Annotated in this window: 20 protein-coding genes and 1 riboswitch; of the genes, 10 read left to right on the top strand and 10 right to left on the bottom strand. The window is 65.1% G+C overall.

What is annotated here, in order from left to right; genetic code table 11:
- Window positions 1-98: 98 nt before the first annotated feature.
- The 6 genes from AU175_RS05285 to AU175_RS05250 all read right to left on the bottom strand — a co-directional run bounded on the left by AU175_RS05285 (window position 99) and on the right by AU175_RS05250 (window position 9,518).
- Window positions 99-1,535: a hypothetical protein gene (locus AU175_RS05285; protein WP_066286438.1), complete on the bottom strand. Its 1,437-nt coding sequence runs from the start codon at window positions 1,533-1,535 to the stop codon at window positions 99-101.
- Between the two features lie 1,155 nt (window positions 1,536-2,690).
- Entirely contained in the window at window positions 2,691-3,761 is a 1,071-nt protein-coding gene (locus AU175_RS05275) for a Gfo/Idh/MocA family protein (RefSeq protein ID WP_066286434.1), read from the bottom strand.
- 388 nt (window positions 3,762-4,149) lie between these two features.
- Window positions 4,150-5,244, bottom strand: coding sequence for a substrate-binding domain-containing protein (locus tag AU175_RS05265; RefSeq protein ID WP_066286430.1), 1,095 nt, complete (start codon window positions 5,242-5,244; stop codon window positions 4,150-4,152).
- A gap of 56 nt (window positions 5,245-5,300) precedes the next feature.
- Complete coding sequence (mmsB, locus tag AU175_RS05260; RefSeq protein WP_066286428.1) at window positions 5,301-6,590, bottom strand: multiple monosaccharide ABC transporter permease; 1,290 nt, start codon at window positions 6,588-6,590, stop codon at window positions 5,301-5,303.
- 19 nt (window positions 6,591-6,609) lie between these two features.
- Window positions 6,610-8,196 (bottom strand): multiple monosaccharide ABC transporter ATP-binding protein, encoded by a 1,587-nt coding sequence (gene mmsA, locus AU175_RS05255; protein WP_066286425.1) that lies wholly within the window; start codon window positions 8,194-8,196, stop codon window positions 6,610-6,612.
- A 122-nt stretch (window positions 8,197-8,318) separates the two neighbouring features.
- Entirely contained in the window at window positions 8,319-9,518 is a 1,200-nt protein-coding gene (locus AU175_RS05250) for an ROK family transcriptional regulator (RefSeq protein ID WP_066286424.1), read from the bottom strand.
- Between the two features lie 175 nt (window positions 9,519-9,693).
- On the opposite strand from AU175_RS05250, the gene AU175_RS05245 reads away from it, so the two are divergent.
- Window positions 9,694-10,518, top strand: coding sequence for a carbon-nitrogen hydrolase family protein (locus AU175_RS05245; protein ID WP_066286422.1), 825 nt, complete (start codon window positions 9,694-9,696; stop codon window positions 10,516-10,518).
- Here the strand turns inward: AU175_RS05245 and AU175_RS05240 are convergent.
- On the bottom strand, window positions 10,497-12,185 hold the full coding sequence (locus AU175_RS05240) for a PucR family transcriptional regulator (protein WP_082979014.1): 1,689 nt from the start codon (window positions 12,183-12,185) through the stop codon (window positions 10,497-10,499). The two genes, AU175_RS05245 and AU175_RS05240, sit on opposite strands and share 22 nt — an antisense overlap.
- 100 nt (window positions 12,186-12,285) lie before the next feature.
- On the opposite strand from AU175_RS05240, the gene AU175_RS05235 reads away from it, so the two are divergent.
- The 3 genes from AU175_RS05235 (at window position 12,286) to AU175_RS05225 (ending at window position 17,238) form a co-directional block, all read left to right on the top strand.
- The gene (locus AU175_RS05235) at window positions 12,286-13,824 is read left to right on the top strand and encodes an amino acid permease (protein ID WP_066286420.1); all 1,539 of its coding nucleotides are present in this window, start codon (window positions 12,286-12,288) and stop codon (window positions 13,822-13,824) included.
- On the top strand, window positions 13,821-15,515 hold the full coding sequence (locus AU175_RS05230; RefSeq protein ID WP_197497039.1) for a flavin monoamine oxidase family protein: 1,695 nt from the start codon (window positions 13,821-13,823) through the stop codon (window positions 15,513-15,515). The genes AU175_RS05235 and AU175_RS05230 overlap by 4 nt, the downstream gene beginning before the upstream one ends.
- 163 nt (window positions 15,516-15,678) lie before the next feature.
- Window positions 15,679-17,238, top strand: a complete 1,560-nt coding sequence (locus tag AU175_RS05225) for an IS1182 family transposase (RefSeq protein ID WP_066285291.1) — start codon at window positions 15,679-15,681, stop codon at window positions 17,236-17,238.
- A 184-nt stretch (window positions 17,239-17,422) separates the two neighbouring features.
- Here the strand turns inward: AU175_RS05225 and AU175_RS05220 are convergent, their stop codons facing one another.
- From AU175_RS05220 to purU, 3 genes are all read right to left on the bottom strand, one after another.
- Complete coding sequence (locus tag AU175_RS05220; RefSeq protein ID WP_066286418.1) at window positions 17,423-17,941, bottom strand: gamma carbonic anhydrase family protein; 519 nt, start codon at window positions 17,939-17,941, stop codon at window positions 17,423-17,425.
- A gap of 82 nt (window positions 17,942-18,023) precedes the next feature.
- Window positions 18,024-18,704 carry a class I SAM-dependent methyltransferase gene (locus tag AU175_RS05215; protein WP_066286416.1) on the bottom strand — a complete coding sequence of 227 codons (681 nt, stop codon included), beginning with the start codon at window positions 18,702-18,704 and terminating at the stop codon, window positions 18,024-18,026.
- Between the two features lie 41 nt (window positions 18,705-18,745).
- Window positions 18,746-19,606, bottom strand: a complete 861-nt coding sequence (gene purU, locus AU175_RS05210) for a formyltetrahydrofolate deformylase (protein ID WP_066286414.1) — start codon at window positions 19,604-19,606, stop codon at window positions 18,746-18,748.
- A 42-nt stretch (window positions 19,607-19,648) separates the two neighbouring features.
- Window positions 19,649-19,734: riboswitch (ZMP/ZTP riboswitch) on the top strand.
- Window positions 19,735-19,879: 145 nt separating this feature from the next.
- Between purU and glyA the strand changes: the two genes are divergently transcribed.
- The 6 genes from glyA to AU175_RS05180 all read left to right on the top strand — a co-directional run bounded on the left by glyA (window position 19,880) and on the right by AU175_RS05180 (window position 25,644).
- Window positions 19,880-21,178, top strand: a complete 1,299-nt coding sequence (glyA, locus tag AU175_RS05205) for a serine hydroxymethyltransferase (RefSeq protein ID WP_066286413.1) — start codon at window positions 19,880-19,882, stop codon at window positions 21,176-21,178.
- Between the two features lie 8 nt (window positions 21,179-21,186).
- Window positions 21,187-22,080, top strand: coding sequence for a bifunctional methylenetetrahydrofolate dehydrogenase/methenyltetrahydrofolate cyclohydrolase (locus AU175_RS05200; RefSeq protein ID WP_066290577.1), 894 nt, complete (start codon window positions 21,187-21,189; stop codon window positions 22,078-22,080).
- A 179-nt stretch (window positions 22,081-22,259) separates the two neighbouring features.
- Window positions 22,260-23,237 carry an ATP-binding cassette domain-containing protein gene (locus tag AU175_RS05195; RefSeq protein WP_066286409.1) on the top strand — a complete coding sequence of 326 codons (978 nt, stop codon included), beginning with the start codon at window positions 22,260-22,262 and terminating at the stop codon, window positions 23,235-23,237.
- A gap of 11 nt (window positions 23,238-23,248) precedes the next feature.
- Window positions 23,249-24,118 (top strand): ABC transporter permease, encoded by an 870-nt coding sequence (locus AU175_RS05190; RefSeq protein ID WP_066286407.1) that lies wholly within the window; start codon window positions 23,249-23,251, stop codon window positions 24,116-24,118.
- Window positions 24,115-24,948, top strand: a complete 834-nt coding sequence (locus tag AU175_RS05185) for an ABC transporter permease (protein ID WP_066286405.1) — start codon at window positions 24,115-24,117, stop codon at window positions 24,946-24,948. Before AU175_RS05190 ends, AU175_RS05185 begins: the two co-directional genes overlap by 4 nt.
- Before the next feature lie 132 nt (window positions 24,949-25,080).
- Complete coding sequence (locus AU175_RS05180; protein WP_066286400.1) at window positions 25,081-25,644, top strand: hypothetical protein; 564 nt, start codon at window positions 25,081-25,083, stop codon at window positions 25,642-25,644.
- The last annotated feature ends 5 nt before the right edge of the window (window positions 25,645-25,649 follow it).

The following is a 25,649-nucleotide window of genomic DNA, read 5'->3' as shown; positions in this document are numbered from 1 at the left end:
GGAGGCCTACGCACCCGGACCACAGGCTACAAGGACAAGTGCAATCTGGCCCGTCGCCACCTCCTTCCGTCAGTTGCCGTTGGTGATTCAGCTTCTGTCTAGGTCGTCTTGCGACGCAGGAGCATCAGCAGGCCTGCGACCAGCAGGAGCAGGGCGATGGGGATCAGTGAAGCGTCAATTCCCGTCTTGGCCAGGGTGGCGGTACCGCCCTGGCCCGTGGTGCTGCCCATGGTGCTGGCTGCGGCCGTTACCGAGCCGGCAGCATTGCCTGAGGCAATAGTCCCAGCCGGGGCTACAGTGATCCCCGTCGTGACTGAGCCGGTGGTGCCCGAGGTGGTGCCGGTGCTTCCGTTGGTGTTCGACGTGCCCGTTCCGGGCGTGTCGGTACCGGCGGCTGCGCCAGTGCCACCCGGGTTTTCGGTGCCGGGGGTCTCAGTGCCAGGTGTTTCTGCGCCCGGTGTTTCCGTGCCCGGGGAGACGCTTCCGTCCGTGGCGCCGTCGATGATGACGGATCCACCGACGCCCACCGTGCCGTCATTCACGAGGCCACCGATGGTGCCGATGACGTTGCCGAGGCCGATTGCGATGTCGGCTGCGGCGGCCACGTCAGTGGCGGTGTCGGTGCCTGTCACGTCCCCGAGTCCGAGGTTGATGTCGACTGCGGCGGCGACGTCGGCGGTGGTTCCGTTGGTGTCGGTGCCACCGAGGACGCCGTTGCCGAGGCCGATTGCGATGTCGGCTGCGGCGGCCACGTCAGTGGTGGTGTCGGTGCCGCCGAGGATGCCGTTGCCGAGTCCGATTGCGATGTCGGCTGCGGCGGCCACGTCAGTGGTGGTGTCGGTGCCGCCGAGGATGCCGTTGCCGAGTCCGAGGTTGATGTCGGCTGCTGCTGCGACGTCGGCGGTGGTTCCGTTGGTGTCGGTGCCACCGAGGACGCCGTTGCCGAGGCCGATTGCGATGTCGGCTGCTGCTGCGACGTCGGCGGTGGTTCCGGTGCCTGTCGCGTTGCCGAGTCCGAGGTTGATGTCGGCTGCTGCTGTGACGTCGGTGGTGTCGGTGCCTGTCGCGTTGCCGAGGCCGAGGTTGATGTCGGCTGCTGCTGCGACGTCGGCGGTGGTTCCGTTGGTGTCGGTGCCGCCGAGGACGCCGTTGCCGAGGCCGAGGTTGATGTCGGCTGCTGCTGCGACGTCGGCGGTGGTTCCGTTGGTGTCGGTGCCGCCGAGGACGCCGTTGCCGAGGCCGAGGTTGATGTCGGCTGCGGCGGCCACGTCGGTGGTGGTGTCGGCACCTGTCACGTTGCCGAGTCCGAGATTAACGTCGACTACAGCGGCAACATCCGCGGTGTCAGACGGCGTTGAGCCACCCAGCAGGCCCAACGACGTCGTGTCGGCGGATGTCGCCGCTGAGACCAATGCGGATGCGGTGAGGTCCGATCCGCTAGTTGTATCCGCAGCGTTGGCTGCGGTGGCGCCGAGGGCTAAGAGCCCGCCGGCGAAGAGGGTGCTAAGCAGCCCTCTGCGAAGGTTGGATTGCATGATTTGTCTCCTGGCAAGTTGATGTGGGGCGCAGTTCAGCACCCTGGGGCCGTGTTCTGCCGTGGACGGCAGGCAGGCTCAACTAGTCAGGAGAGGAACCGGGGTCGAATGACACCGGTGAGGGGGCATGCTCAGGGGATCCGCTGATCCGGAAAGTGCCGGGCAGCGTGGGTTCAAGATCGAGGTCGTGCAGGCAGGCTGCAGAGCCTGAGGGACCCGACGGAGATGCGCCGCTTCCGGCCCCCGAGCTGGGCCCGGCAGGCGCAGGGTAGGGTGACGGGTCGCCCGGCAGCGGTAACGCCGGGCCCTCTGAGTGGAGGGTAGTCGTTGGCGCGGCGGGGCCGGCAGACGTTCCGGCAAGGGCTACCGGCTGTGCCGGGGAGCCTTGTTCTGTGCCTGGGCCGGCAATGGGAATCTGTTCCGAGACAGTCGCGGTGTGAACGTCAGAGACGGAATGAGCAGCCGCTGAAGAAGTTTCAGCTAGCTTGCTGGCGTGGTCAGCATCAAGTAACCCATTGTCTGGCACGCCGGGCAACGTAACGGGCAAAGGAGCAGCCCCTGTCACAAGCTCCGAGACGGGCTGAATCACAGGTTCAAGAACCGGAACCGCCTCAACAAGCGGGGGAGCCACGGTATCCACCACGCCCGCGGCGGCATCATCGGCCACCACGGCAACAGGGACGGCCACCGCGGACACCGAGCCTGCAGGGACGACGTGGTTCACGACAGGAACGTCCGCGACCAACTGGTCTGTGGGACCGGCCACGGTGCCTACCACGGGCTGCAGGAGCCCGGGTGCAGTACTGGCTGGAGGAGCGGGGGGCGCAGCTTCGGGCAGAGAAGGCAGCGCGCTGGTCAGCGGCGCCGCGAGAGACGAAACCGACGAAGTCACCCCGCCCAGAAGCGAGCCGGACTCCGTTGAGTCTGCGGTCGCAGCAGTACTGGAAAGCGTCAGCCAGGTGAGCGTGGCGGCCCCAGCGAGGAGAACTGGCCGGAGCGCACGCCATGGCGATAGACCTCTAGCCATGCGTACCACCCCCAGTACCGATGAACCGACGATGTTTACATAGTAAGACTACTTATTGATGGAAGTCTAGGAAAACAATCCACATATTCCCGTCAAATTGACTTCTTTGTCACTCATATTCACGGGCTTTAGGGCGCATCGTTTGGGTAGCTGACACCCATTTGAGCTCGAACCCCATCGAAAAGGCGCATGGTGTTCAGGGAGTCCTCAAGCGGCATGACAGGGCTCTCTGTCAGTCCCTGCTGGATGCAGCGCGTCACCTCGCGAAGCTCGTACGTGTAACCCCGCCCGACGGCGTCGAACGCTTCTCGGCGGGATTCTTCGCGGCCGACGCAGACCAGCAGTTCCCGCGGATTGTTGATGGACCCCACACTCTGCAGGTATCCCCGACTTCCGGCGACAGTTGCAGTCCGGGGCCCGTGGGCCAAGAGGGAGGACGTCAGTTGGACCTGGGCGCCGTGATGGTAGCCGAGGGTCATCGCATTCTGGGAGTCCACGCCGTCGTCGTTGACAACCCCCGTTGCGCTGACCGTTTGCGGGAATCCGAGGGTTCCCAGCGCCCAGAGCAACGGGTAGACGGAGATGTCCAGCAGCGCCCCGCCGCCGTCCTGCCTGGCCCACAGCCTGGACGTGGGGGAGTAGTGTGCGGGGAAACCCAGATCGGCGCTGACCCAGTGCACGTCACCGAGTTCTCCTGAGGCGGCGATGTCGAAGGCCCGCTGCATCGCAGGGAGGAACCGGCTCCATACAGCCTCCATCAGGAAGAGCTTCTTCTTGCGGGCCACATCAATGAGCTCACCGGCTTCGCGGGCGTTGATGGTGAAGGCCTTTTCGCACAGAACGTGCTTTCCGGCGTCCAGGGCAGCGAGCACAATCTGGTGGTGCTGGGCGTGCGGTGTGGCGACATAGACCACGTCCACCGAGTCATCGGCGAGGAGCCTCTGGTAGCCGTGGACGCCGTCGTCGTCCCCGTACCCCTTGGCAAAACCGTAGGCTGCGGCGAAGCTGTCGGCAGTTTCCTGGCCGCGGGAGCTGACGGCGTAGAGCTCGGCGTCAGCCAGGAGGGCAAGATCCTCGGAGACGGACCGGGCGATCGCGCCGGTGGCGATGACTCCCCACCGCAGGGTGTTGCCGGTAGCGGACCTGGGGTCCTGGTCGGACTGGCTGGACAGCCATGGCTTGGCAATGGGGGCACTCATGACAGTCATCCTCTCATTGCGGTGAGAGAGGGATTGGGAAAAGCACGCGGAAAGTGAGAGAGGGATTGGGAAAAGCACGCGGAAAGTGAGACAGGGTCCGCGTCAGGCCGTCCCTCCTCATCTGTGGCCAGGCCGAGGAGGCCCTCGTGTCTACGCCGAGGCTGCCGCCGCGGTCCGGGCTGAGTGAGCTGAGGAGCTCGATGATGTGGTCACCGGTCTGCTCGTCCAGGCTGCCATGTTTGCGCTGTGACGTCCGATCCATCTGCGGGTGGAGGGCCCGGCGTCGTAGGTTTTCCGAACACACACTAGTTTCCGGAACGCACGTTAAAAGGGGAATGCCCCAGGTCCCTGTCGGACCGGGGCATTCCCTGTACTACTTGGCGATCGGTTACTTGGTGATCGGGCCGAGTACCGGATCGTCCACGTAGGCCGTCTTCACGTTGGCGGCGGTAACGATGGCCGGCGGCAACAGGTAGGCCGGAACGCGTTTGAACTCGTTCTTGTAGTTGCGGTTGTCGTTGATCTCCAAGGCAAGACCCTGCTGGAGATCCTTGATCATGGTGATTGTGTGTTCGACGATCTTGCGGGTGTCCTTGTTGATGGTGGAGTACTGCTCCCCGGCCATGATCGATTTAACAGACTCAACCTCGGAGTCCTGTCCGGTCACCACGGGTACGGACTTGCCGGCGCTCTTGATGGACGTGATGATGGCGCGGGCCAGGGTGTCGTTGGGGGAGAGGACGCCGTCGAGCTCAGTGGAGGCATAGCTGCCCGAAAGGAGGGAATCCATCCGCTCCTGGGCGTTCTCCGGCTTCCAGTCCTGTGTGACAGCCCTCTGGAAATCGGCCTGGCCGGACACGACTTTCAGGGTGCCGTCGTCGATCTTAGGCTTCAGCACGCTCATGGCGCCGTCGAAGAAGACCTTCGAGTTGGCGTCGTCCGGCGACCCGGCAAAGAGCTCAACGTTATATGGGCCCCCCTTCTTGGCCTGCATGCCTTCCAGCAGCGCCTGGCCCTGCAGCTCACCGACCTTGAAGTTGTCGTAGGCCACGTAGTAGTCGACGGCCTTGGTGTTTGTCAGCAACCGGTCGTAGGCGATGATGACCGCGCCGGCGTCCTTGGCCTGCTGCAGCTGGGTGCCCAGCTGGGCACCGTCCACAGCGCCGACCACAATCACCTTGGCGCCGGAGGTGATCATGGTTGAAATCTGGTTCTGCTGTTCGGACACGCCGTTGTTGGCGAACTGCACGTTGGGCTTGAAGCCGGCCGAGGTAAGACCTTCATTAAACAGTTTCTCTGCCAGGGTCCAGTTCTCGCTGGTCTTCTTGGGGAGGGCGACGCCGATCACGGCGTCCTGGGGGAAGCCGGACAGGGCGGTGCCCGCCTTGGCCGCTTCGGCGTCGACGTCGGACCGGCCGCACCCTGTCAGGGAGAGCGTTGCGACGGCCGCGAGGACGGTCAGGGTCTTTGCGATTTTACGCATGTGAGTTTCTCTTTCTGGGTCCAAAGGCAGCCGGGGGTGCCGGCCGCCGTCGCGGTCTATTTGGAGGTTCCGGCTGGTTCTGCGGGAGCAATGATCTCGGAGGTCTTGGCGATCTCCTTATCCGGTGTGGGCGGCTGGTTGGAACGAAGACCGTTCATCAGCATCCCGATGAGGGAGCGCCGCCCCTGGCTCTTGTTGTAGACATCAATGGCCACGGCGATCAGCAGCACCAGGCCCTTGATGATCGACTGCATGTCCGCGCCCACGCTCAGCAGCTGAAGGCCGTTGTTCAGGACAGCCATAACGAGGCCACCCACGATGGAGCCGATGACGGTGCCAACGCCGCCGCTCACAGCCGCACCGCCGATGAAGACGGCGGCGATGGCGTCGAGTTCCCAGCCCACGCCGTCGGCGGGTCCTGAGCTGGTGGACCTGGCCACGAACATCATGCCGGCGAGTGCGGCCAGGATGGACATGTTCATCATGACCAGGAAGTTGACCTTCTTGGACTGCACCCCTGACAGCTCGGCGGCGTGGCGGTTGCCACCGACCGCGTAGACGTGGCGTCCCAGGATGGTCTTGCTGGTGATGAAGACATAAAGCGCCACCAGGCCCACGAGTATAAGGCCGGAGACGGGGAACGACGTCCCGTAGCGTCCGGTGGAGAACAGCCAGGTCACGTAGAGGACTGCGCCGGCAAGCAGGACCAGCCGGGTGACGGGTACCCAGATCGGATCCACCGTGGCACCGGTGCGGGTTTCGATGCGGCGGTTGCGGAACTCCAGGAGCACCACGACGGCGATCAACAGGAAGCCGAGGATGACGGTGGGGGCGTTGTAGCGGGCGAAGTCGCCTATTTCGGGCAGGAAGCCGGCGCCCATGGTACGGAATTCGTCCGGCACCGGCACTGTGAGCGACTTGCCAACAAACTGGTTGAGGCCGCGGAACAGCAGCATGCCTGCCAGGGTGACGATGAAAGCGGGAATTCCCACGTAGGCCACCCAGAACCCTTGCCACGCACCGATCACGGCGCCAAGGACCAGGCCAAGGAGGATGCCAAGGTACCAGGGGATGCCCCAGTCCCGCATGGCAATTGCCACCACGATGCCCACCGCAGCGGCAACGGAGCCTACAGAGAGGTCGATGTGGCCGGCGATGATCACCAGCACCATGCCGATGGCCAGGACCAGGATGTAGGAGTTGCCGTTGAACAGGTTGATCATGTTGGTCGGCGTCAGGACTTTACCGCCTGTGAATAACTGGAAAAACAGCACGAGCGCCACGAGAGCAATGATCATGCCGAACTGGCGGGTGTCACCGCCGAAAATCCTTTTAAGTGCTTTCATAATTGTTCCGTCCTCGGGCTTATGCGGTTTGTGCAGTGGGGGCGGCGTTGTTGCCGGCGCGGGTGGCTGAGGTCATGAGGCGCATCAGGCTTTCCTGGGTGGCGTGTTCTTTGTCCAGGACTCCCGTGATGGAACCCTCAAAGATTGTGTAGATCCGGTCCGACAGCCCGAGCAGCTCGGGCAGCTCGGAGGAGATCACGATGACGCCCTTTCCCTGCTGCGCCAGCTGCTGGATGATGCCGTAGATCTCGTACTTTGCGCCGACGTCGATTCCACGCGTGGGCTCGTCCAGGATGAGGAGGTCCGGGCCGGTGAACATCCATTTCGCCAGCACCACCTTCTGCTGGTTGCCGCCGGAGAGCTTCGACACACCTTCGTTGACCGTGGGTGCTTTGGTCCGAAGGCTCTTCCGGTAGCCCTCGGCCACCGTGAATTCCTTCCGCTTGTCCACCACGAGGCCTTTGGTGATGGCCTTGAGGTTGGCTGAGACGGTGGTGCTCTTGATGTCATCGAGCAAGTTGAGGCCGAGGCTCTTGCGGTCTTCGGTGACGTAGGCCAGTCCCGCCTTGATGGCCTGCGGAACGTTCCGGATGTGGATCTCCTGGCCGTTCTTGAAGACCTGGCCGGAGATGAAATTTCCGTAGGAGCGTCCAAAGAGGGAACGAGCAAGTTCGGTGCGACCGGCGCCCATCAGCCCGGCGAACCCGACGATCTCGCCGCGGCGCACCGTGAAGCTCGAGTTTTTGCAGACAAGCCGGTCCGCCACCTGGGGGTGCCCGACTGTCCAGTTGCGCACCTCGAACAGGACGTCGCCGATCTCGGGGGTGTGCTCCGGGAAGCGGGACTCGAGTGAGCGGCCAACCATCCCCTTGATGATGCGGTCCTCGTCCACGCCATCTGCGACGATGTTGAGCGTTTCCACCGCTTTGCCGTCGCGGATGATGGTGATCTCGTCCGCGATCTGTTCGATCTCGTTGAGCTTGTGGGAAATGATGATCGAGGTGATGCCCTTGGCTTTGAGGCCGAGCATCAGGTCCAGCAGGTGCTGGGAGTCAGATTCATTCAGGGCGGCGGTGGGCTCGTCCAGAATGAGCAGCTTCACAGACTTGTTCAGGGCTTTGGCGATCTCCACAAGCTGCTGCTTGCCAACGCCGATTTCCTTGACAGGGGTGTCCGGATCCTCCCGAAGGCCAACCCGGGCCAGGAGTTCGATGGAGCGCTTGCGGGCTTCTCCCCAATTGATCACGCCGCGGTGTGCGGGTTCGTTGCCCAGGAAGATGTTCTCCATGATGGAGAGTTCCGGGATGAGGGCCAGTTCCTGGTGGATGATGACGATTCCGGCTGCCTCGCTCGCACGGATGTCCTTAAACTGCTGGACCTCGTTCTGGTACACAATGTCACCGTCGTAGCTGCCGTACGGGTAAACGCCGGAGAGCACCTTCATAAGCGTGGATTTGCCGGCGCCGTTCTCGCCGCAGATGGCGTGGATCTCGCCGGCCTTAACCCGGAGGCTGACCTCCGAAAGCGCCTTCACGCCGGGGAACTCCTTGGTGATGGAGCGCATCTCGAGGATTACTGGATCACTTTGCGTGTTCTGGGACGTCATAAGCCCTTACGCCTCCAATGCATGACTTCGTTGTCCGTCCCCGCAAACCGCGGGGCCGTCTGATGAAAAAGTAAACTGGATCACGGCCGTTGTCGTCAAGTCTTTAACGCAAATGGCCGCAGTTAGTCAGTCTGCATGCGCCGCATCCCGGCGTGTTGGAAGACCAGTGCAGCAGCCCCGAGCGCTTCGGCCCGGTCGCCGAGTGAGGACATCGTGAGGGCGGTGGTCTCGCCGATGACGGGTACGGCATGCCGGACCAGGCCCCGCCTGATGGGGTCCAGGAGAAGGTCGCCCAGGCCGGCCAGCGGACCGCCCACCACGATTACTTCAGGGTTGATGAGGTTGGCCACGTTGCCCAGCGCGCGCCCCACAGCCAGGCCTGCATCGTCCACGACGCGCAGGGTGGCGGGGTCCCTGGCCAGGGCTTTCCGGACGATGTCCGCCGGGGTCAGCGGCCTGTCCTCGCCGCGGCTGAGGAGCTCGATCATGGTGGTGGTGGATGCGATGGTTTCAAGGCAGCCGCGGTTTCCACACCGGCACACCAATCCCTGCTCGTGGATGGTGGCGTGGCCGATTTCGCCGGTGATGCCAATGTTTCCGTAGTACGGTGCGCCGTTCAGGATCAGGCCCGCACCGATGCCCGATCCGATCTTCAGGAACATCAGGTTGCTGGCCCCGGTGTGCCGCCCCCAGGTCACCTCGGACCAGGCCCCAAGATTGGCGTCGTTGTCAACGTAGACGGGGACTTTGAGGGTCTCCTCCAAGTGCTGGAGAATGTTGATCCCCACCCATTCGGGGAGGATCGCGCCCTGTGCCACGGTTCCGGTCCGGCGGTCGATCGGGCCCGGAATTCCGACGCCGGCGCCCACCACGGCGCTCCGGTCCACTCCGCTTTCACGCAGCAGCTTATCCAGCAAAACCACCGCCGCCTGAATGCCTTCCGCTGACTGGTGGCCCAGCGGAAGCATCACGGATTCCTCCGCGATGACGTGGTAGCTGAGGGACGCCAGGACCACCCGGAGGTGCCTGCGCCCGAAGTCGATTCCGACGGCCACGGCACCGTTGCTGTTCAGCCTGACGTTCAGCGCCCGGCGCCCGGAACTGGTGATCGGCTCCGTCGACGCCAGCCCCGAACCCTGCATGATTTTGACGATGTTGGAGACCGTCGCGGTGGAGAGGCCGGTCTGCCTGGCAAGCTCAGCCTGGGTGGCAGGTCCGCCCATCAGGGTCTCAATGATCCGCTGCTGGTTCAACTGCCGCAGGGCGGATTGCGATCCTGGATTTATGGGCTTGCTCCTCGTCGAGCGCGGTGTTGCGGGCATGAAAAGAAGAGTGCCCTACTTTGACTCTTGTAGTCAAGAAGTTAACGCAAACCATCTGCCGAACGGGCCGGGAAGGCGGGACAATCCGTCCGGATTGAGGCCTCAGCAGGTGCAATTCGCCCGGCATGCCGCCAAGGCCGGTGGCTAGGCTGGAAGGGCGGACGCACTCTTCCCTATGCCGTCCCGATCATGTGAGGTGGTAACGGTGCTGCTGGCCCTGATGCAGGCAAACGCCCGCGTACTCGACGTTGATGCCAACTGCGCTGCCCTGGATTCGGCTGCCAAAGCGGCCGCCGCGGAAGGTGCGGCCGTCCTGGTGACACCCGAACTGTTTCCCGTGGGCTATGCCCCGCTGCGGCTCCGTGCGGACCTGGACCCCGATCGGCTTCCCGCCATCAGGGCGAAACTGTCGGGCATCGCGCACCGGCACGGGATCGCCCTGGTGTACAGCCTGCCGACTGTCACGGCCCGAGGCAGCTGGCACATCACCTCCACCCTGGTGGACGCCACCGGGGCCGAGCTTCTCAACTACGCCAAAGTCCACCTCTTTGGTGATGATGAACGCGCGGCTTTCAGCCCTGCCGAAGCGGGTCCCGCCGTCGTCGACTTCAACGGATTCCGGACATCGATGGTGATCTGCTATGACGTGGAGTTTCCGGAAACTGTCAGGGCTGCGGCGCGGGCCGGGGCAGAGCTGCTCCTGGTGCCCACCGCACTGGCGCACGGCTTCGAAACCGTTCCGCAGGTGCTGCTCCGGGCCCGCGCGCTGGAAAGCCAGCTGACCATCGCCTATGCCAACCACTCGGGAGTGGAGGAGGGCTGCGAGTTCCTCGGCGGCAGCGTCATTGCCGGACCGGACGGTTCGCTGCTGGCGACGGCCGGATCGGACACCGAACTCCTGTATGCGGAGGTGGATCCGGACGCCGCCCGTAAAGCCCGTGACCTGGTGCCATACCTCCGCGAACGCCGCCCCGAGCTTTACCGGTCCTGGGGACTCTGAAGCACGTCGTCCCCCGCTCCGTCCACGTACTGCAGGGCAATCCACAGTTCAGCCCGCACCTGCGCGGAACCAAGGTCCATGTCCAGCAGCTCGGCCAGCGCGTTGACCTGGCGCCGCACGCTGTTCCGGTGCATCCCCAGCACTTTTGCTGTGGCATCCCAGTTGCCGTTTTCCCCCAGCCATGACTTCAGGACCCTGAGAAGGGAGCCGCGGCGGTCAGGCTCCTGCGCCAGGACCGGCCCCAGCAGCCGGGAGGCCAGCATGGTGCCGGCGCTGCGGCCCAACAGCCCCGTGACCGACCAGGCAACGTCATCTACGCGCACGCTTTCTCCGCTTGCCTGGACGCGGGAACGCAGCGCCCCGGCGCGCTGGTAAGCGGTAGGAAGCCCGGCCATTTCCGTGGGATCGCCTACTACCAGGCGCCAGCCCAGGTCCTCCACCTCACGCAGCAGCGCGTCGTCTACCTTCAGCCGGGTGACTGCGGCAAACCCGTAGTCCGTCAGCTCCACCATCTTCGTGTCGAACAGCCGGCGCCACTGCAGCAGTTCCCTGACCGGGCCATCCGCGGAGGCAGGCGCCGACGCGTCCGCCCGTACGCCCTGGACCACCCGGAGGGCACCGGACCGGGTTCCGGAAACGCTCTGCGCCAGGAGGTCCCGGAGGACGTTCAGCTGCCTGGTTGAGCCGGCGGTCAGGGTCTCCGGATGCAGCAGGAGTGCTGTCGCCAGCTGACTGGGAGCGAGCGAGCCGCTGGTGCGCTGGCGGACCAGCAGTTCCAGCAGCCCTACCACCGAGGACACCACGCTGTTCTGCGCCGGAGTGAGCGGCTTGTCAGTGCCCAGCATCAGCGCCCCGAGGGTGGCGTCCTTGGTGCTCCGCAGGGGGTGGCCGAACACCAGGGCCGAGCCGTTGTCCGGAAACGAGTCCGTCTCCACCCGAGGGCCGTTGCCGGCCAACAGCCGCTTGAGCATGGGCTGCAGGGCAGAAGGCTCGACGGCGGCGGCAGGGATGGTCCCGCCGGTCCCGGTTGCTGCGGCGCGGGCACGCACCCGGCCGTCGGCCCCAAAGAGCTGGGCCCACACCGGGACCCGCTGTGCCAGGGCCGAAAGGAGTTCATGCTCTGGCCTGGCGGACAGCACGGCCCGCATCAGCTGCCGGTTGGTGTCAGCCAGTTGACGGAAGACCCGGGCGTTGCCGGATTCCAGGAGCTGGGAGAATTCCAGGCCGATGGCGGCGAAGGGGACGCTGCCGGGGATCTGCACCAGGGTGAGCTGATGTGTCCGGCACGCCGACAGCAGATGGTCCGGGACGGCGTCGAAGTATGGCTCCAGTCCAAACCCCAGTGCTGCCACGCCGGCCCCGACCAGCCGCCGGACGTACGCTTCCGCTCTCTCCTTGCCGCCGTCGTCCAGGAACGGCAGTCCAGCCGTGAGGACGAACTCCCCATCCAGCAGATACGGGGTGGGATCCTCCAGTTCGCTGGGCTCCACCCAGCGCAGAGGCACACCGGAGTTGCCGGCGTCGTGGAGGACTGTGAGGGACCGGGGGAGCGCTGCCAGGAATTGACCCAGGGTTACGGCGTCCAGGCGCTCCGTCGCATCAGAGTGCAGGCCGGACCCCGTGATGGCGTGTTCGGCACTGTCCACGCCTGGTGCATTACGTCTCATGATCGACAATTATAGGTCAATTTGCACACCCTTGAGATCCGGCTCACACGCCTACGCTGGATGGGGGAACCCGACAACTACTCAGGAACGGACGTCAACGATGACTGTGCCAACACTTACCGGACCGGCCACGGGCCGTGCCGCCGGCCGTCCCGGGCTCGGCGCGCAACTGCTGCGCCGGAAGCCGATCGGACAGATGGTCAGCGAAGCAGAAAGCGGCCAAAGCGGACCCCGGCTTATCCGCAGCTTCGGCGTTCTGCAGCTGACCATGATCAGTGTCGGCGCCACCCTGGGGACAGGCATCCTGGTGATCCTCGGCGAATCCGTTCCGCTTGCCGGACCGGCGATCTGGATCTCGTTCGCCATCGCCGGGCTGGCCGCGCTGCTTTCCGCCGTGTCCTACGCAGAGATGGCCGGCATGGTCCCCGTTGCCGGTTCCAGCTATTCCTACACCTACGCGACCATGGGCGAAGGTATGGCCTGGATCTGCGGCTGGTGCCTGGTCCTTGAATACGCTGTTTCGGTGGCTGCCGTGGCCGTGGGCGCCGGCCAGTACGTCAACGAGACCCTGGCCGTGTTCGGGCAGGTCCTGCCCGACGCTGTTTCGCAGCCCCCGGGCGACGGCGGTGCGGTCAACATCCCGGCCATGGTCATCGTGGTGCTGGCCACCATCCTGCTGGTCCGCGGTGCCAAGGAAAGCGCCTGGATCAACACGTCCATCGTGGTGGTCAAGGTGGGTATCCTGCTTTTCTTCTGCGCCGTGGCGTTCACCGCCTTCAACGCGGGCAACTTCGAACCGCTCCTGCCCATGGGCGCCGCCGGGGTCTCCGCCGCAGCGTCCCGGGTGTTCTTTTCCTACATCGGCTTTGACGCTGCCTCCACCGCCGGCGAGGAGGCCCGCAACCCGAAGCGGGACCTTCCCCGGGCCATCATGCTCTCCATGGTCATCGTCACCACAATTTACGTCCTGGTGGCGGTGGCAGCCATCGGTGCCCGCCCCTGGGGATGGTTCGACGGCACGGAAGCAGCCCTGGTGAAAATCCTGGAGGAAACCACCGGCCAGCCGTGGATCGCCCTGGTCTTTGCCGTGGGCGCCGTCCTGGCCATCGCCAGCATTGTGCTGACCGTCCTGTACGGCCAGACCCGCATCCTGCTCTCCATGTCCCGCGACGGGCTGATCCCGAAGGTCTTCGGCCGCGTCTCCCGCCGGACCGGCACCCCGGTGGCCGGCACGCTCCTGGTGGGCATCGCCGTCGCCCTCACCGCAGGGCTGGTCCCGCTCGGGGCCCTGGCGGACGCGACCAGCATCGGCACCTTGTTTGCCTTCGCCCTGGTGAACGTGGCCGTTATTTACCTGCGACGCACGCGGCCCGAGCTGGAGCGCACCTTCCGGGTCCCGTTTTTCCCGCTGACGCCGATCCTCGGTGCACTGATGTGCGGCTACCTTATGGCCAACCTGGGGGCCGACACCTGGGTGACATTCGGAATCTGGATGCTGGTGGGCCTGGCGGCCTACTTCGGCTACGGGCGCCGGAACTCCAGGGTGGCGGCGCTGAGCCACGAGGAATACCGTGAGCTGAGCAGGTCGGAATCTTCAACGTTGTCCACCACCGAACAAACGAAGGCAGAGCTTTCATGACCGTCGCCACCGAACTCCCGGTCTCTGACCCGTCCAGCACCCAGTCCGTCCCCATCACCATGCTGAACCCCGATTTTCCGTTCAGCTACGACCACTACCTCGCACATCCGGCAGGGCTCGGGGCGGTTCCGCCGGAGCTGTACGGCACCGAAGTGGCTGTTGTGGGCGCGGGGCTTTCGGGCCTCGTCACGGCCTACGAGCTCATGAAGCTGGGCCTGCGTCCGGTCGTCTACGAAGCGGACCAGATCGGCGGCCGGCTGCGCACTGCAAGTTTCCCGTCCGCACCCGGCGTTGTGGCGGACCTTGGCGGCATGCGTTTCCCGGTGTCCGGCAAGGCTTTTTACCACTACGTCGACCTGCTGGGGCTGGACACCCAGGATTTTCCCAACCCGTTGGCACCCGTCACGTCGAGCACCGTGATCGAACTGGCCGGCCAGAAGCACTACGCTGAGACCGCGCAGGACCTGCCGCCGTTTTTCCGTGAGGTGGCGGATGCCTGGAAAGCCGCCGTGAATGACGGCGCAAAGTTCGTCGAAATGCAGGAGGCCATCCGGGCGCGGGACACTCGCCGGATCAAAGACCTCTGGAATGAGCTGCTGCCGCTCATGGACGAGCAGACCTTCTACGGCTTCATCGCCGGGAGCGAGGCCTTCAAGGAAGCCGGCTTTGCGCACCGCGAGGCCTTTGGCCAGGTGGGCTTCGGCACCGGCGGCTGGGACACTGACTTCCCCAACTCCATCCTGGAAATCCTCCGCGTTGTCTATACGGACGCCGATGACCAGCACCGGCTCATCAGTGGGGGAGCACAAAGGCTCCCGGAGGCACTGTGGCAGGACACGCCGTCGGGCATGGCCCACTGGCCGGACGGCACGTCCCTGGCGTCCCTCCACTCCGGCTCACCCCGCGGGGCTGTGGGCCGGATCAGCCGGGATGCCAACGGCGACCTACGGATCCGGGAGCGCTGGGGCCGCGAAGCCAGCTACCCCGCCGTGGTGACCACGTGCCAGTCCTGGCTGCTGTCCACCCGCATCCACACGGAGGAGGCACTCTTCCCCGCGGAGCTGTGGACCGCCATCGAGCGCTCGCACTACATGCAGTCCTCCAAGACCTTTGTGATGGTGGACCGGCCGTTCTGGAAGGACGTCGATCCGGACACCGGCCGTGAGGTCCTGTCCATGACATTGACGGACCGGCTGAACAGGGCCACGTACCTGCTGGATGACGGTCCGGACAAGCCCGCCGTGATCCTGCTGTCCTACACCTGGAACGATGACGCGCTGAAATGGCTGGCGCTGGACGCTGATGAACGTGTTGAGCTGATGCTGCATTCGCTGGAGCAGATCTATCCTGGCGTGGACATCGCCAGCCACATCGTGGGCCAGCCGATCACGGTTTCCTGGGAAGCGGATCCGAACTTCATGGGCGCCTTCAAGGCAAACCTGCCGGGGCACTACCGCTACCAGCAGCGGCTGTTCACGCACTTCAAGCAGGACAAGCTGCCCGATGCCCAGCGCGGTATCTTCCTGGCGGGGGACGATGTGTCGTTCACCGCGGGCTGGGCGGAAGGGGCCGTGACCACCGGCCTGAACGCCGTGTGGGGTGTGGTCAACCACCTGGGCGGGTCCTCGGCGGCCGGCAACCCCGGTCCGGGCGAGCTCCTGGACTCTATCGGACCCATCAGCCTCGACTGAAACAGCTTGATGACGCAGAATCGGTCCGGGGACACCCGTTTTCGGGCGTCCCCGGACCGATTGCGTGTCCTCGGACGGGAAGCGCGTCCTAGGAGACTGCTGAATTAGTCAAGGTTGGGGCGCGTCGGCTGGACTCACGTGTCTGGTGGTTAAGACTGGTCTTATGCAGGGACGCGAGGACGCGCAACGCGGGTATTTGGATGTGGAGGCGCTGGCCGGAGAGTTGTTGGCTCCGGGCAGTGTCTTCGCTTTTCTGGCCAAGCATCGGGGGCGGTTGTTTCCGGATTCGATGATGGAGGACCTGTTTCCGTCGCGGCGGGGCCGGCCTTCGGTTCCGGCTCCGGTGATCGGCTCGGTGCTGGTGTTGCAGTCGTTGCAGGGCCTCTCTGACCGGGAAACAGCCGAGGCTTTAACCTTTGATCTGCGTTGGAAAGCCGCGTGCGGGTACGGGCTGACCGATACCGCGTTCCACCCGAGCACCCTGACGTACTGGCGCAGGCGTCTGGCCGGTTCCGGGAACCCGCACCGGATCATGGAAGCTATCGCCGAGGTCGTCGCGGAGACCGGGGTCCTGAAGGGCAAACGCCGGCGGGCTGTGGATTCAACAGTGTTGGATGACGCGGTCGCGAGGCAGGACACCATCACGCAGCTGATCGCGGGGATCCGCCGCTTCGGCCGTGACCTCCCCGGCGGCCGGGAACTGCTGGCCAGCCAGGCCACAGGCTATGACTACACGCGCACCGGCAAACCGGACATCGCCTGGGATGACCAGGATGCCAAGGAAGGGCTGGTTTCGGCGCTGGTCACCGACGCGCTGGCGCTGCTGGCCGCGGTCGATCCCGAGACCTTGGACGGCAGGGCGGCCGATGCGTACGCGCTGCTCGCACTGGTCGCCGGGCAGGACGTGGAACCGGCCGAGGATTCGGACGGGACCGACGGGCGGTGGCGTATCGCCCGCAAGGTCGCCCCGGACCGGATGATCTCCACCGTGGATCCGGAGACCCGGCACGCGCATAAAACCCAGTCCCGGCAGCAGGATGGATTCAAGGCCCATCTTGTCATCGAGCCCGATACCGGACTGATCACCGCCGTGGAGCTGACCAAGGCCTCCGGGCCGGAGAACAGTGACGGGACCGTTGGTGCCCGGCTGATCTCCATGGATCCCACGATCGCCGGCACCAGCGTGGACGTCCTGGCCGACTCGGCCTACGGTTCCGGGGAAATGCTCGCCGCTCTCGCCCGCACCGGCCATACCCCGGTGATCAAACCGTGGCCGCTTCGCCCTGCCGTCGAGGGCGGGTTCACCCTCGATGACTTCACCGTCGATGAAGCAGCCGGCACCGCAACCTGCCCGAACGGTATCACCAGGAACATCACCGCCAAACGGCGGGTCACGTTCGGCGCCGCCTGCACCGGCTGCCCCCTCCGGCACCGGTGTACCGCCTCACCGCGGGGACGCAAGCTCGATCTCCACGAACACGACGCGCTGCAGCGCGAGCACCGTCAACGCGCCGCGGACCCGGCCTTCCGGGACGCTTACCGCAGGCACCGCCCGATGGTCGAGCGGTCCATCGCCTGGCTCACCCGCGGCAACCGACGCGTTCCCCACCGCGGCATCAAACGGAACAACGCCTGGCTGCACCTACGAATCGCGGGACTAAACCTGCGACGCCTGCTGGCCCTCGGACTCACCACGAACAAGGGATCATGGGCGCTGGGATGAACCGCCCGCCGGACCGGATCCATCGGTAAAAATCGCTGGATGACACCCCAGATCTGCGGCAGAATGTACGCAAGCGGGCGGAACGACCCCGTTGTCGCACCCAAGGGTGCTGACCAGAACACGCCGCTAGACGGCCATTGGCGGCGTTCCGCCCGCCCCAACATCCCGCTAATTCAGCAGTCTCCTAGCCGTGCAGCCCGCGGTGCGCCCGGGCCAATTCAACGTAGCGGGCGGCGTTCTGCTTCACGCCGTCGAACTCCTCATCGGTGAGTTCCCGCCGTACCTTGGCGGGGACGCCGGCCACGAGCGACCGGGGCGGCACTACCGTGCCCTCCAGGACGACGGCACCGGCCGCCACGAGCGAGCCGGTGCCGATCACCGCGCCGTTCAGCACGGTGGCGCCCATGCCGATCAGGCAGTCGTCCTCCACAGTGCAGCCATGGACGACGGCGGCGTGGCCCACGCTGACGCCCGCCCCGACGCTGCAGGGGAAACCGGGGTCTGCGTGCAGCACCACGTTGTCCTGCAGGTTGCTGCCGGCGCCCACACTGATGGCTGCGGTGTCAGCCCGGACCGAGACGCCGTAGAACGCGCTGGAGTCTTCGGCGAAGGTTGCGTTGCCGATGACCGAGGCTGTGGGGGCGACAAACGCGGAGTCGTGGACAGCCGGTGACGCGCCGGCGAAATCATAAAGAGGAGCCATGGCCCAAGCCTAGGACATCCCCCATCCCAACCAGGTAGCAGCAGATGTCCTTATGAGCCCCCAACACGACATCTACTGCTACTTAGTTGGGGGAGGCGGGGGTGCGGAGGATCAGGAACTGGTAATGCTGTGTCCAGGTGCCGGCGCCCGGGCCGGATTCCTCACCGGTGCCCTCGGCCCAGGTGACAAACTCCTCGATCCTGCCGTGCTGTCCGAAGACGTGCCGGACTGTTTCGTCGCTGCGGCGGCTGAAGAATCGCCGGGGTTCAAGGTCGTCCTCCGGGTTCAGCACCTCTTCGTCGTCACCGGACCAGAGTCCGACGGCGATGGGCGAGTTGGGTGCCGTGACCCGCACCAGTTCACGCAGGACCCCGTCGATATCAGCGGCCGGGATGTGCAGCAGCGTGCTCATGGACCACACTGCGGGAAAGGCCCCCTCGGCGAACGGCAGTCGCCGCACGCTCGCCACCGACACGTCCAGGCCCTTGGACCTGGCCTGCCGGACGTGCACCTCCGAGAGGTCCACCCCGGTGTAATGGATGCCTGCCTGGACAAACTTCAGGCCGTCCAGGCCGGGGCCACAGCCGATCTCCAGGACGTCGTGGCGGCCCTCAGCCTTGAGCAGGGTGATGAACCGTTCGCGCTCTTCCACCCGCCGCGGAGCAATCGGATGATCCCAGCCGGAAGCGGCACGGCGGTTGTAGAACTCCGCGAGACGCTGTTCGCTGCCGGCTTCCTCCATGCCCTCAGATGCTGCGTCCATGGTTCCCGTCCGTCCGTCGAACTCCGTCAGTTAAAAGGGTGTCAGTTGAAGACCACGGTCCGGTTGCCGTCCAGCAGTACGCGGTGCTCGGCATGCCACTGCACTGCCTGTGCCAGCGTGCGGCCTTCCACGTCCCGGCCCATCTGCACGAACTGCTCCGGCGTGCGCGCGTGGTCCACCCGGATCACTTCCTGCTCGATAATAGGTCCCTCATCCAGGGCAGCGGTGACGTAGTGGGCGGTGGCACCGATCAGTTTCACGCCGCGGGCGTGGGCCTGGTGGTACGGCCGGGCGCCCTTGAATGAAGGCAGGAACGAGTGGTGGATGTTGATGGCCTTGCCGGTCAGGTCCGTGCAGAGCTCATCAGACAGGATCTGCATGTACCGGGCCAGGACAGTCAGCTCGATATCGTGTTCGGCAATGATGCCGCGCAGCTTGTCCTCGGCCTGGGCCTTCGTGTCCGGCGTGACCGGGATGTAGTGGAAGGGGATCCCGTAAAACTCGGCAAGCCCGGCCAGGTCCTGGTGGTTGGAAACGATGGCGGGAATATCAATCGGCAACGTGCCGGAGCGCTGCTGGAACAGCAGGTCATTCAGGCAGTGGGCGGAGGTGCTGGCCATGAGCAGCGTCCGGACTTTCTGGCCCACGGCGTTGAGGCTCCACTGCATGCTGAACGCATCAGCCACCGGTTGCAGCGCGCCCCGCAGCTCAGGCGCGGAGGCCGCCGTCGTGACCTCCACCCGCATGAAGAAGTTTCCGGTGGCGGTACTGCCGTACTGCTGCGAGTCCGTAATATTGCATCCCGCCACCAGCAGGGCACCGGTCACGGCGTACACAATTCCGGGGCGGTCCGGGCAGGACAGGGTTACTACATACGCTTGGTTCAGCTGCTGTTCACTCACGCCTACCAGCCTACCCGCGCCGGCCGGCCGTGTTTGGTAGTCTGGTGGGGTCGCAACTGGCGTTGGGTGGCTAACCACCAGGGAGCGGCAATCACGAAGACCACGGATCGTACGCCTGGGCCGAGGGTCATGTCTTGCCGGACAAATGCTGCATCCCCGAGGGGAAACAGCGCCATCCTGCGCGCTCTTAGGCTCCTGTCATCAAGGGGCGGCGGCGTGCGCCAGCCGGTAGCCTGACCTTAGTACTGCCCGTATCCCTAGCCAGGAGTTTTCGTGACCTCTACCGCCACCACAACAGCCGCAGTCAGCAACCAGCCGCTGGCCGAGCTCGATCCCGAAATCGCCGCGGTCCTTGACCAGGAACTTGGCCGCCAGCGCGGCACCTTGGAAATGATCGCGTCCGAAAACTTCGCCCCTCGGGCAGTGATGGAAGCCCAGGGCTCCGTCCTGACCAACAAGTACGCCGAGGGCTACCCGGGCCGCCGTTACTACGGTGGCTGCGAATACGTGGACATCGCCGAGCAGTTGGCCATCGACCGCGTCAAGGCACTGTTCGGCGCCGAGTACGCCAACGTCCAGCCGCACTCCGGTGCACAGGCCAACGCCGCCGCGCTGTCCGCCATGATCACTCCCGGTGACAAGATCCTTGGCCTGTCCCTGGCCCACGGCGGCCACCTGACCCACGGCATGAAACTGAACTTCTCCGGCAAGCTCTACAACGTTGCCGCCTACCAGGTGGAGCAGGACAACTTCCGCGTGGACATGGACAAGCTGCGCGAGCAGGCCATCGCCGAGAAGCCCCAGGTCATCATCGCCGGCTGGTCCGCCTACCCCCGCCACCTGGACTTTGCGGCTTTCCGTTCCATCGCCGATGAAGTGGGCGCGCTGCTCTGGACCGACATGGCTCACTTCGCCGGCCTCGTGGCAGCAGGCCTGCACCCGAGCCCGGTGCCGCACTCCGACGTCGTCACCTCCACCGTGCACAAGACCCTCGCCGGCCCGCGTTCCGGTGTGATCCTGGCGAAGCAGGAGTGGGCCAAGAAGCTGAACTCCAACGTCTTCCCCGGCCAGCAGGGCGGCCCGCTCATGCACGTCATCGCTGCCAAGGCTGTTGCCTTCAAGATCGCCGGCACCGCGGAATTCAAGGAGCGCCAGGAGCGCGTCCTGGAAGGCGCCAGGATCATCGCCGACCGCCTCAACCAGGCCGACGTCGCCGAAGCCGGCGTCTCCGTCCTCACTGGCGGCACCGATGTGCACCTGGTCCTCGTTGACCTGCGCAACTCCCAGCTGGACGGCCAGCAGGCCGAGGACCTCCTGCACTCCGTGGGCATCACCGTCAACCGCAACGCCGTTCCGTTCGACCCCCGCCCGCCGATGGTCACCTCCGGCCTGCGTATCGGCACCCCGGCCCTGGCCACTCGCGGCTTCGGCTCCGCGGAGTTCACTGAGGTGGCCGAGATCATCGCCACCGCACTGAAGGCCGGCTCCGCCACCGATGTCGAGGCCCTGCAGTCCCGCGTGGACAAGCTCGCCGCCGACTTCCCGCTGTACCCGCAGCACGAGCAGTGGTGAACGCGTCCGTGGCCCAGACCGCGAAGATCCTTGACGGCAAGGCAGCCGCCGCCGCCATCAAATCCGAGCTGGCTGAACGCGTCGCGTCCCTGAAGGCCCGCGGCGTCACTCCGGGCATTGCCACAGTCCTTGTGGGCGCGGACCCTGCCTCGCAGCTGTATGTGTCCATGAAGCACAAACAGTCCATGGAGATCGGGATGAACTCGATCCAGCGGGAGCTTCCAACGGACGCCACGCAGGCGCAGGTTGAGGCCCTCATTGACGAACTCAATGCGGACCCCGACTGCCACGGGTACATCGTGCAGTTGCCGCTGCCCAAGCACCTGGACACCGACGCCATCCTTGAGCGGATCGACCCCGCCAAGGATGCCGACGGCCTGCACCCGACCAACCTTGGCCGGCTGGTGCTCAACGTCAACGGCGAGATCACCTCGCCGCTGCCGTGCACGCCCCGCGGCGTCATCGAGCTCCTGGAGCGCAACGGCTACAGCCTCTCGGGCAAGCACGTTGTGGTGGTCGGCCGTGGCGTCACGATCGGCCGTTCGATCGGCCTGCTGCTCACCCGGAGGGCCGTGAACGCCACGGTGACGCTGACGCACACCGGCACCGTGAACCTCCCGGAGCTGCTGCGGCAGGCGGACGTCATCGTGGGCGCGGCGGGTGTCAAGCACATCGTCAAGGCCGCGGACGTGAAGCCGGGCGCAGCCGTACTCGACGTCGGCGTCACCCGTGAAACTGACCCGGAGACGGGCAAGAGCAGGGTCCACGGCGACATTGATCCCGCCGCCGCCGAGGTGGCCGGCTGGATTTCGCCGAACCCCGGGGGCGTCGGTCCCATGACCGTTGCGCTGCTGATGACCAACGTGGTCGAAGCCGCGGAACGCGAGGCGGGAATCGCCTAACACCTGGTCAACACAGCAACGCCCGACGGCGGCAGTCCCCTTCGCGAAAAAGGGGACTGCCGCCGTCGGGCGTTTTCATGCCCTGCTGCAGTTGTCCGCGGATGTCGCCGCCGGCTTTTCCCCGAGCCCAACTGCAAGTCCCCTTTCACATTCGGGGGGCCTCCACTAGTCTGCGGAGGGTGCACAATAAAGCCATCGTGTCCTCCAACCCTCTCGCCGACCATCCCGCCAAGCAGCAGGCTGTCATCGCCGCGAAGGACCTGCGCAAGACCTATGGCGACGTCGCTGCCGTCGACGGGATTTCCTTCAGCGTTCCGGCGGGGGAGTCCTTCGGGCTGCTCGGCCCGAACGGGGCCGGCAAGTCCACCACCATGAAGATGATCGGCGCGGTCACGCAACGCACGTCCGGCGAGCTCAGCATCATGGGCCTTGACCCCGACAGCCACGGGCCGGAGGTCCGTGCGCATCTGGGGGTGGTGCCGCAGCAGGACAACCTGGACGAGGAACTCAAGGTCCGGGACAACCTCCTGGTCTACGGCCGCTATTTCGGCCTGCCCATGAGCTACCTGAGGCCAAAGGCCGACGAACTGCTGGAGTTCGCCCAGCTCACAGACAAGGCCAAATCCAAGGTCGACGCGCTCTCCGGCGGCATGAAACGGCGGCTCACCATAGCCCGTTCGCTCATCAACGAGCCGCGCATCCTGCTGCTGGACGAACCCACTACCGGGCTCGACCCGCAGGCACGGCACATATTGTGGGACCGGCTGTTCAGGCTCAAGGAACAGGGCGTCACCCTGATCCTGACCACGCACTACATGGATGAGGCGGAGCAGCTCTGCGACCGGCTGATCGTGGTGGACAAGGGCAGGATCATGGCCGAGGGATCGCCTGCGCAGCTGATCCGCGAGCACTCAACCCGCGAGGTGCTGGAGCTGCGGTTCGGATCGGAGCGGAACGGCACCATTGGCGCAGAACTGCAAGGGATCGGGGAACGCCTCGAACTGCTTCCGGACCGCGTGCTCATTTACGCGCACGACGGCGAGGCCGCCCTTGAGGAGGTGTCCTCCAGGGGACTGCGGCCACTGACGTCACTGGTACGACGGTCCTCGCTGGAGGACGTCTTCCTGCGGCTGACCGGCCGGAGCCTCGTTGACTGAGGGGGGCTGGGTTGACTGAGTCCGGTGGGTCGGCTGAAACAGCAGGACTGACGGCGGCCACGGCACGGGCGCACTCCCCGGAAACCTCCGCGGCCAGGGCGCGCCGGTGGGGTTCCTTCTACTTCGCGGAACAGGTGCTTCGGGTGATGTGGGGCTACGCCTGGTCCATCCTGATGTACAGCGTGGGGCAGCCGGTGGCCTATCTCTTCGCCATGGGCGTGGGCCTTGCGACGCTGGTGGACGCCGAAAGCGCAGGGGTCTTCGGCGGCGTCAGCTACCTGACGTTCATAGCCCCGGCGCTCCTGGTCTCCGCCGCTGTCATGACGGCCGCCAACGAGTTCACGTTTCCCGTGATGGCGGGCTTCAAGTGGCGCCGGACCTACTACGGGCCGCACGCGTCGCCACTGGCGCCGGAGCAGATTGCGGCCGGACACATCATGGCGGTGACCCTGCGTTTCCTGGTGCAATCGGCCATCTACTTCGGGGCAGTGGCCCTCTTCGGAGCTTCGCCCGCTGGCTGGGGGTGGGTCTCCGTCCTGGTGGCTACGGTGGCCGGGCTGTCCTTCGGCCTGCCGTTGATGGCGTACTCGGCATCAATCAAGGACGACAAGGGACAGTTTGCCCTGGTGATGCGGTTCATCGTGATGCCGCTCTTCCTTTTCTCGGGGACGTTCTTTCCGCTGGACACGCTTCCGTTGGCCGTCCGCTGGATCGGCTGGATCTCCCCGATCTGGCACGGTACCGAGCTTGGCCGCGTCTTCACCTACGGCTACCAGGAACCGCCGCTCCTCACTGTCGTGCATGTTGTGGTGCTCGTGGCGCTCGCCGTTCTGGGTTGGTTCCTCACCAAGCGGCAGTTCGTCAAAAGGATGGGCCAATGAGCGTCCTCACCGATGGCCACAGCGTTACGGAGGAAGCCCGCAACAGGACTTTCGGGCCCCTCTACTCCCGCAATGCCAAGGCAGTGATCGCCCGGGGGCTAATGGCCACGAAGAGCAGCAACTGGCTCGTGATGCTCTCCGGATTCTTCGAGCCCGTCCTGTTCCTGGTCTCCATGGGAGTAGGCCTCGGTGCCATCGTGGGGGCGGTGCAAGGGCCGGACGGGGCGGAGATCAGCTACGCAGCCTACATCGCCCCGGCGCTGCTTGCGGTCTCCGCCATGAACGGCGCGGTCTACGACTCCACCTGGAACGTCTTCTTCAAGATGAACTTCGCCAAGCTCTACCAAGGCATGCTCTACACCTCCCTGGGGCCGCTTGATGTTGCCCTGGGCGAAATCTTCCTGGCCCTCCTGCGCGGGCTTCTGTATGCCACCGGGTTCACTGCGGTCATGGGCCTGATGGGACTGATCACCACTCCATGGGCCCTCCTGATGGTCCCGGCGTCGGTGCTGATCGCCTTCGGATTCGCCAGCCTGGGGATGGGCATCACCAGCTTCCTGAAGACCTTCCAGCAGATGGACTGGATTAACTTCATCATGCTGCCGATGTTCCTGTTCAGCGCCACGTTCTACCCGCTCAGCGTCTATCCCCAGTACATCCAGTGGCTCATCCAGGCCATGCCGCTCTGGCACGGCGTCGAGCTGCTGCGCCAGATCAGCGTCGGTGCGTTCACCCCCGCCACGGCCATCCACGTCGGGTACTACGTGCTGATGACGGCGCTGGGGATGCTGCTCACCACCGTCCGCCTGCGGAAACTCTTCCTCAAGTAGCCCCTGACCCAACTAAGTAGCAGCAGATGTCGTTATGAGGGCCCATAACGACATCTGCTGCTACTTAGTTGGGCGGTGTTCGCCGGGGGTGGAAGGTACGTAGCGTGCCGCGGCGTTTGAGACAATAGAGGAATGCAATCTCTGGGTAACCCTCACTCTGCGTCCAAGCCGGCCAAGGGCGGCTTCTCCATGCTCCGGATCAGTGGCCCGGGCATGATGATTTTTGTCATCGCCTTCGTTGTCGCGGTCATCTTTGCCGCCAACCAGAACGACGTCGTGGGCTGGGTTGTGGCCATCATCGCCGCCTTCTGGCTCGCACTGGCCGCCTTTGTGGTCTTCAGCATCCAGAAGGCCGCGAAGAAAGCCGGCGCCAAGCTGACCGAGGCCCAGAATGCGTTCAACAGCGCAGCCGGCCGAGCACCGTCGTCGTCCTCTGCAGACCATGGCGGCACCCGAGTGGTCCGCGAGCGATCCGAAGCAGACGAAGTCCGCGACCTCAAGCTGGACCACTCCTTCAAGATCGTGCAGGTGCAGGTCCGGGTGGTGGAGCAGGAGCGCGCCAAGGGTGACGCCGGCGACCAGGAAACCATCCGCCGCGCCCTCGAGACCATCGAAATCACCGCCACCAACGCCCGGGACATGATCCGCTCCTCGGGCGGAACGGAGGAGCCGGTGACCGGAACGGTCATCGACTAGAGTAG

It is taken from the genome of Arthrobacter sp. B6 (assembly GCF_001663775.1).
GTDB lineage: Bacteria > Actinomycetota > Actinomycetes > Actinomycetales > Micrococcaceae > Arthrobacter.
This window is presented reverse-complemented; position numbering and strand designations above follow the sequence as displayed.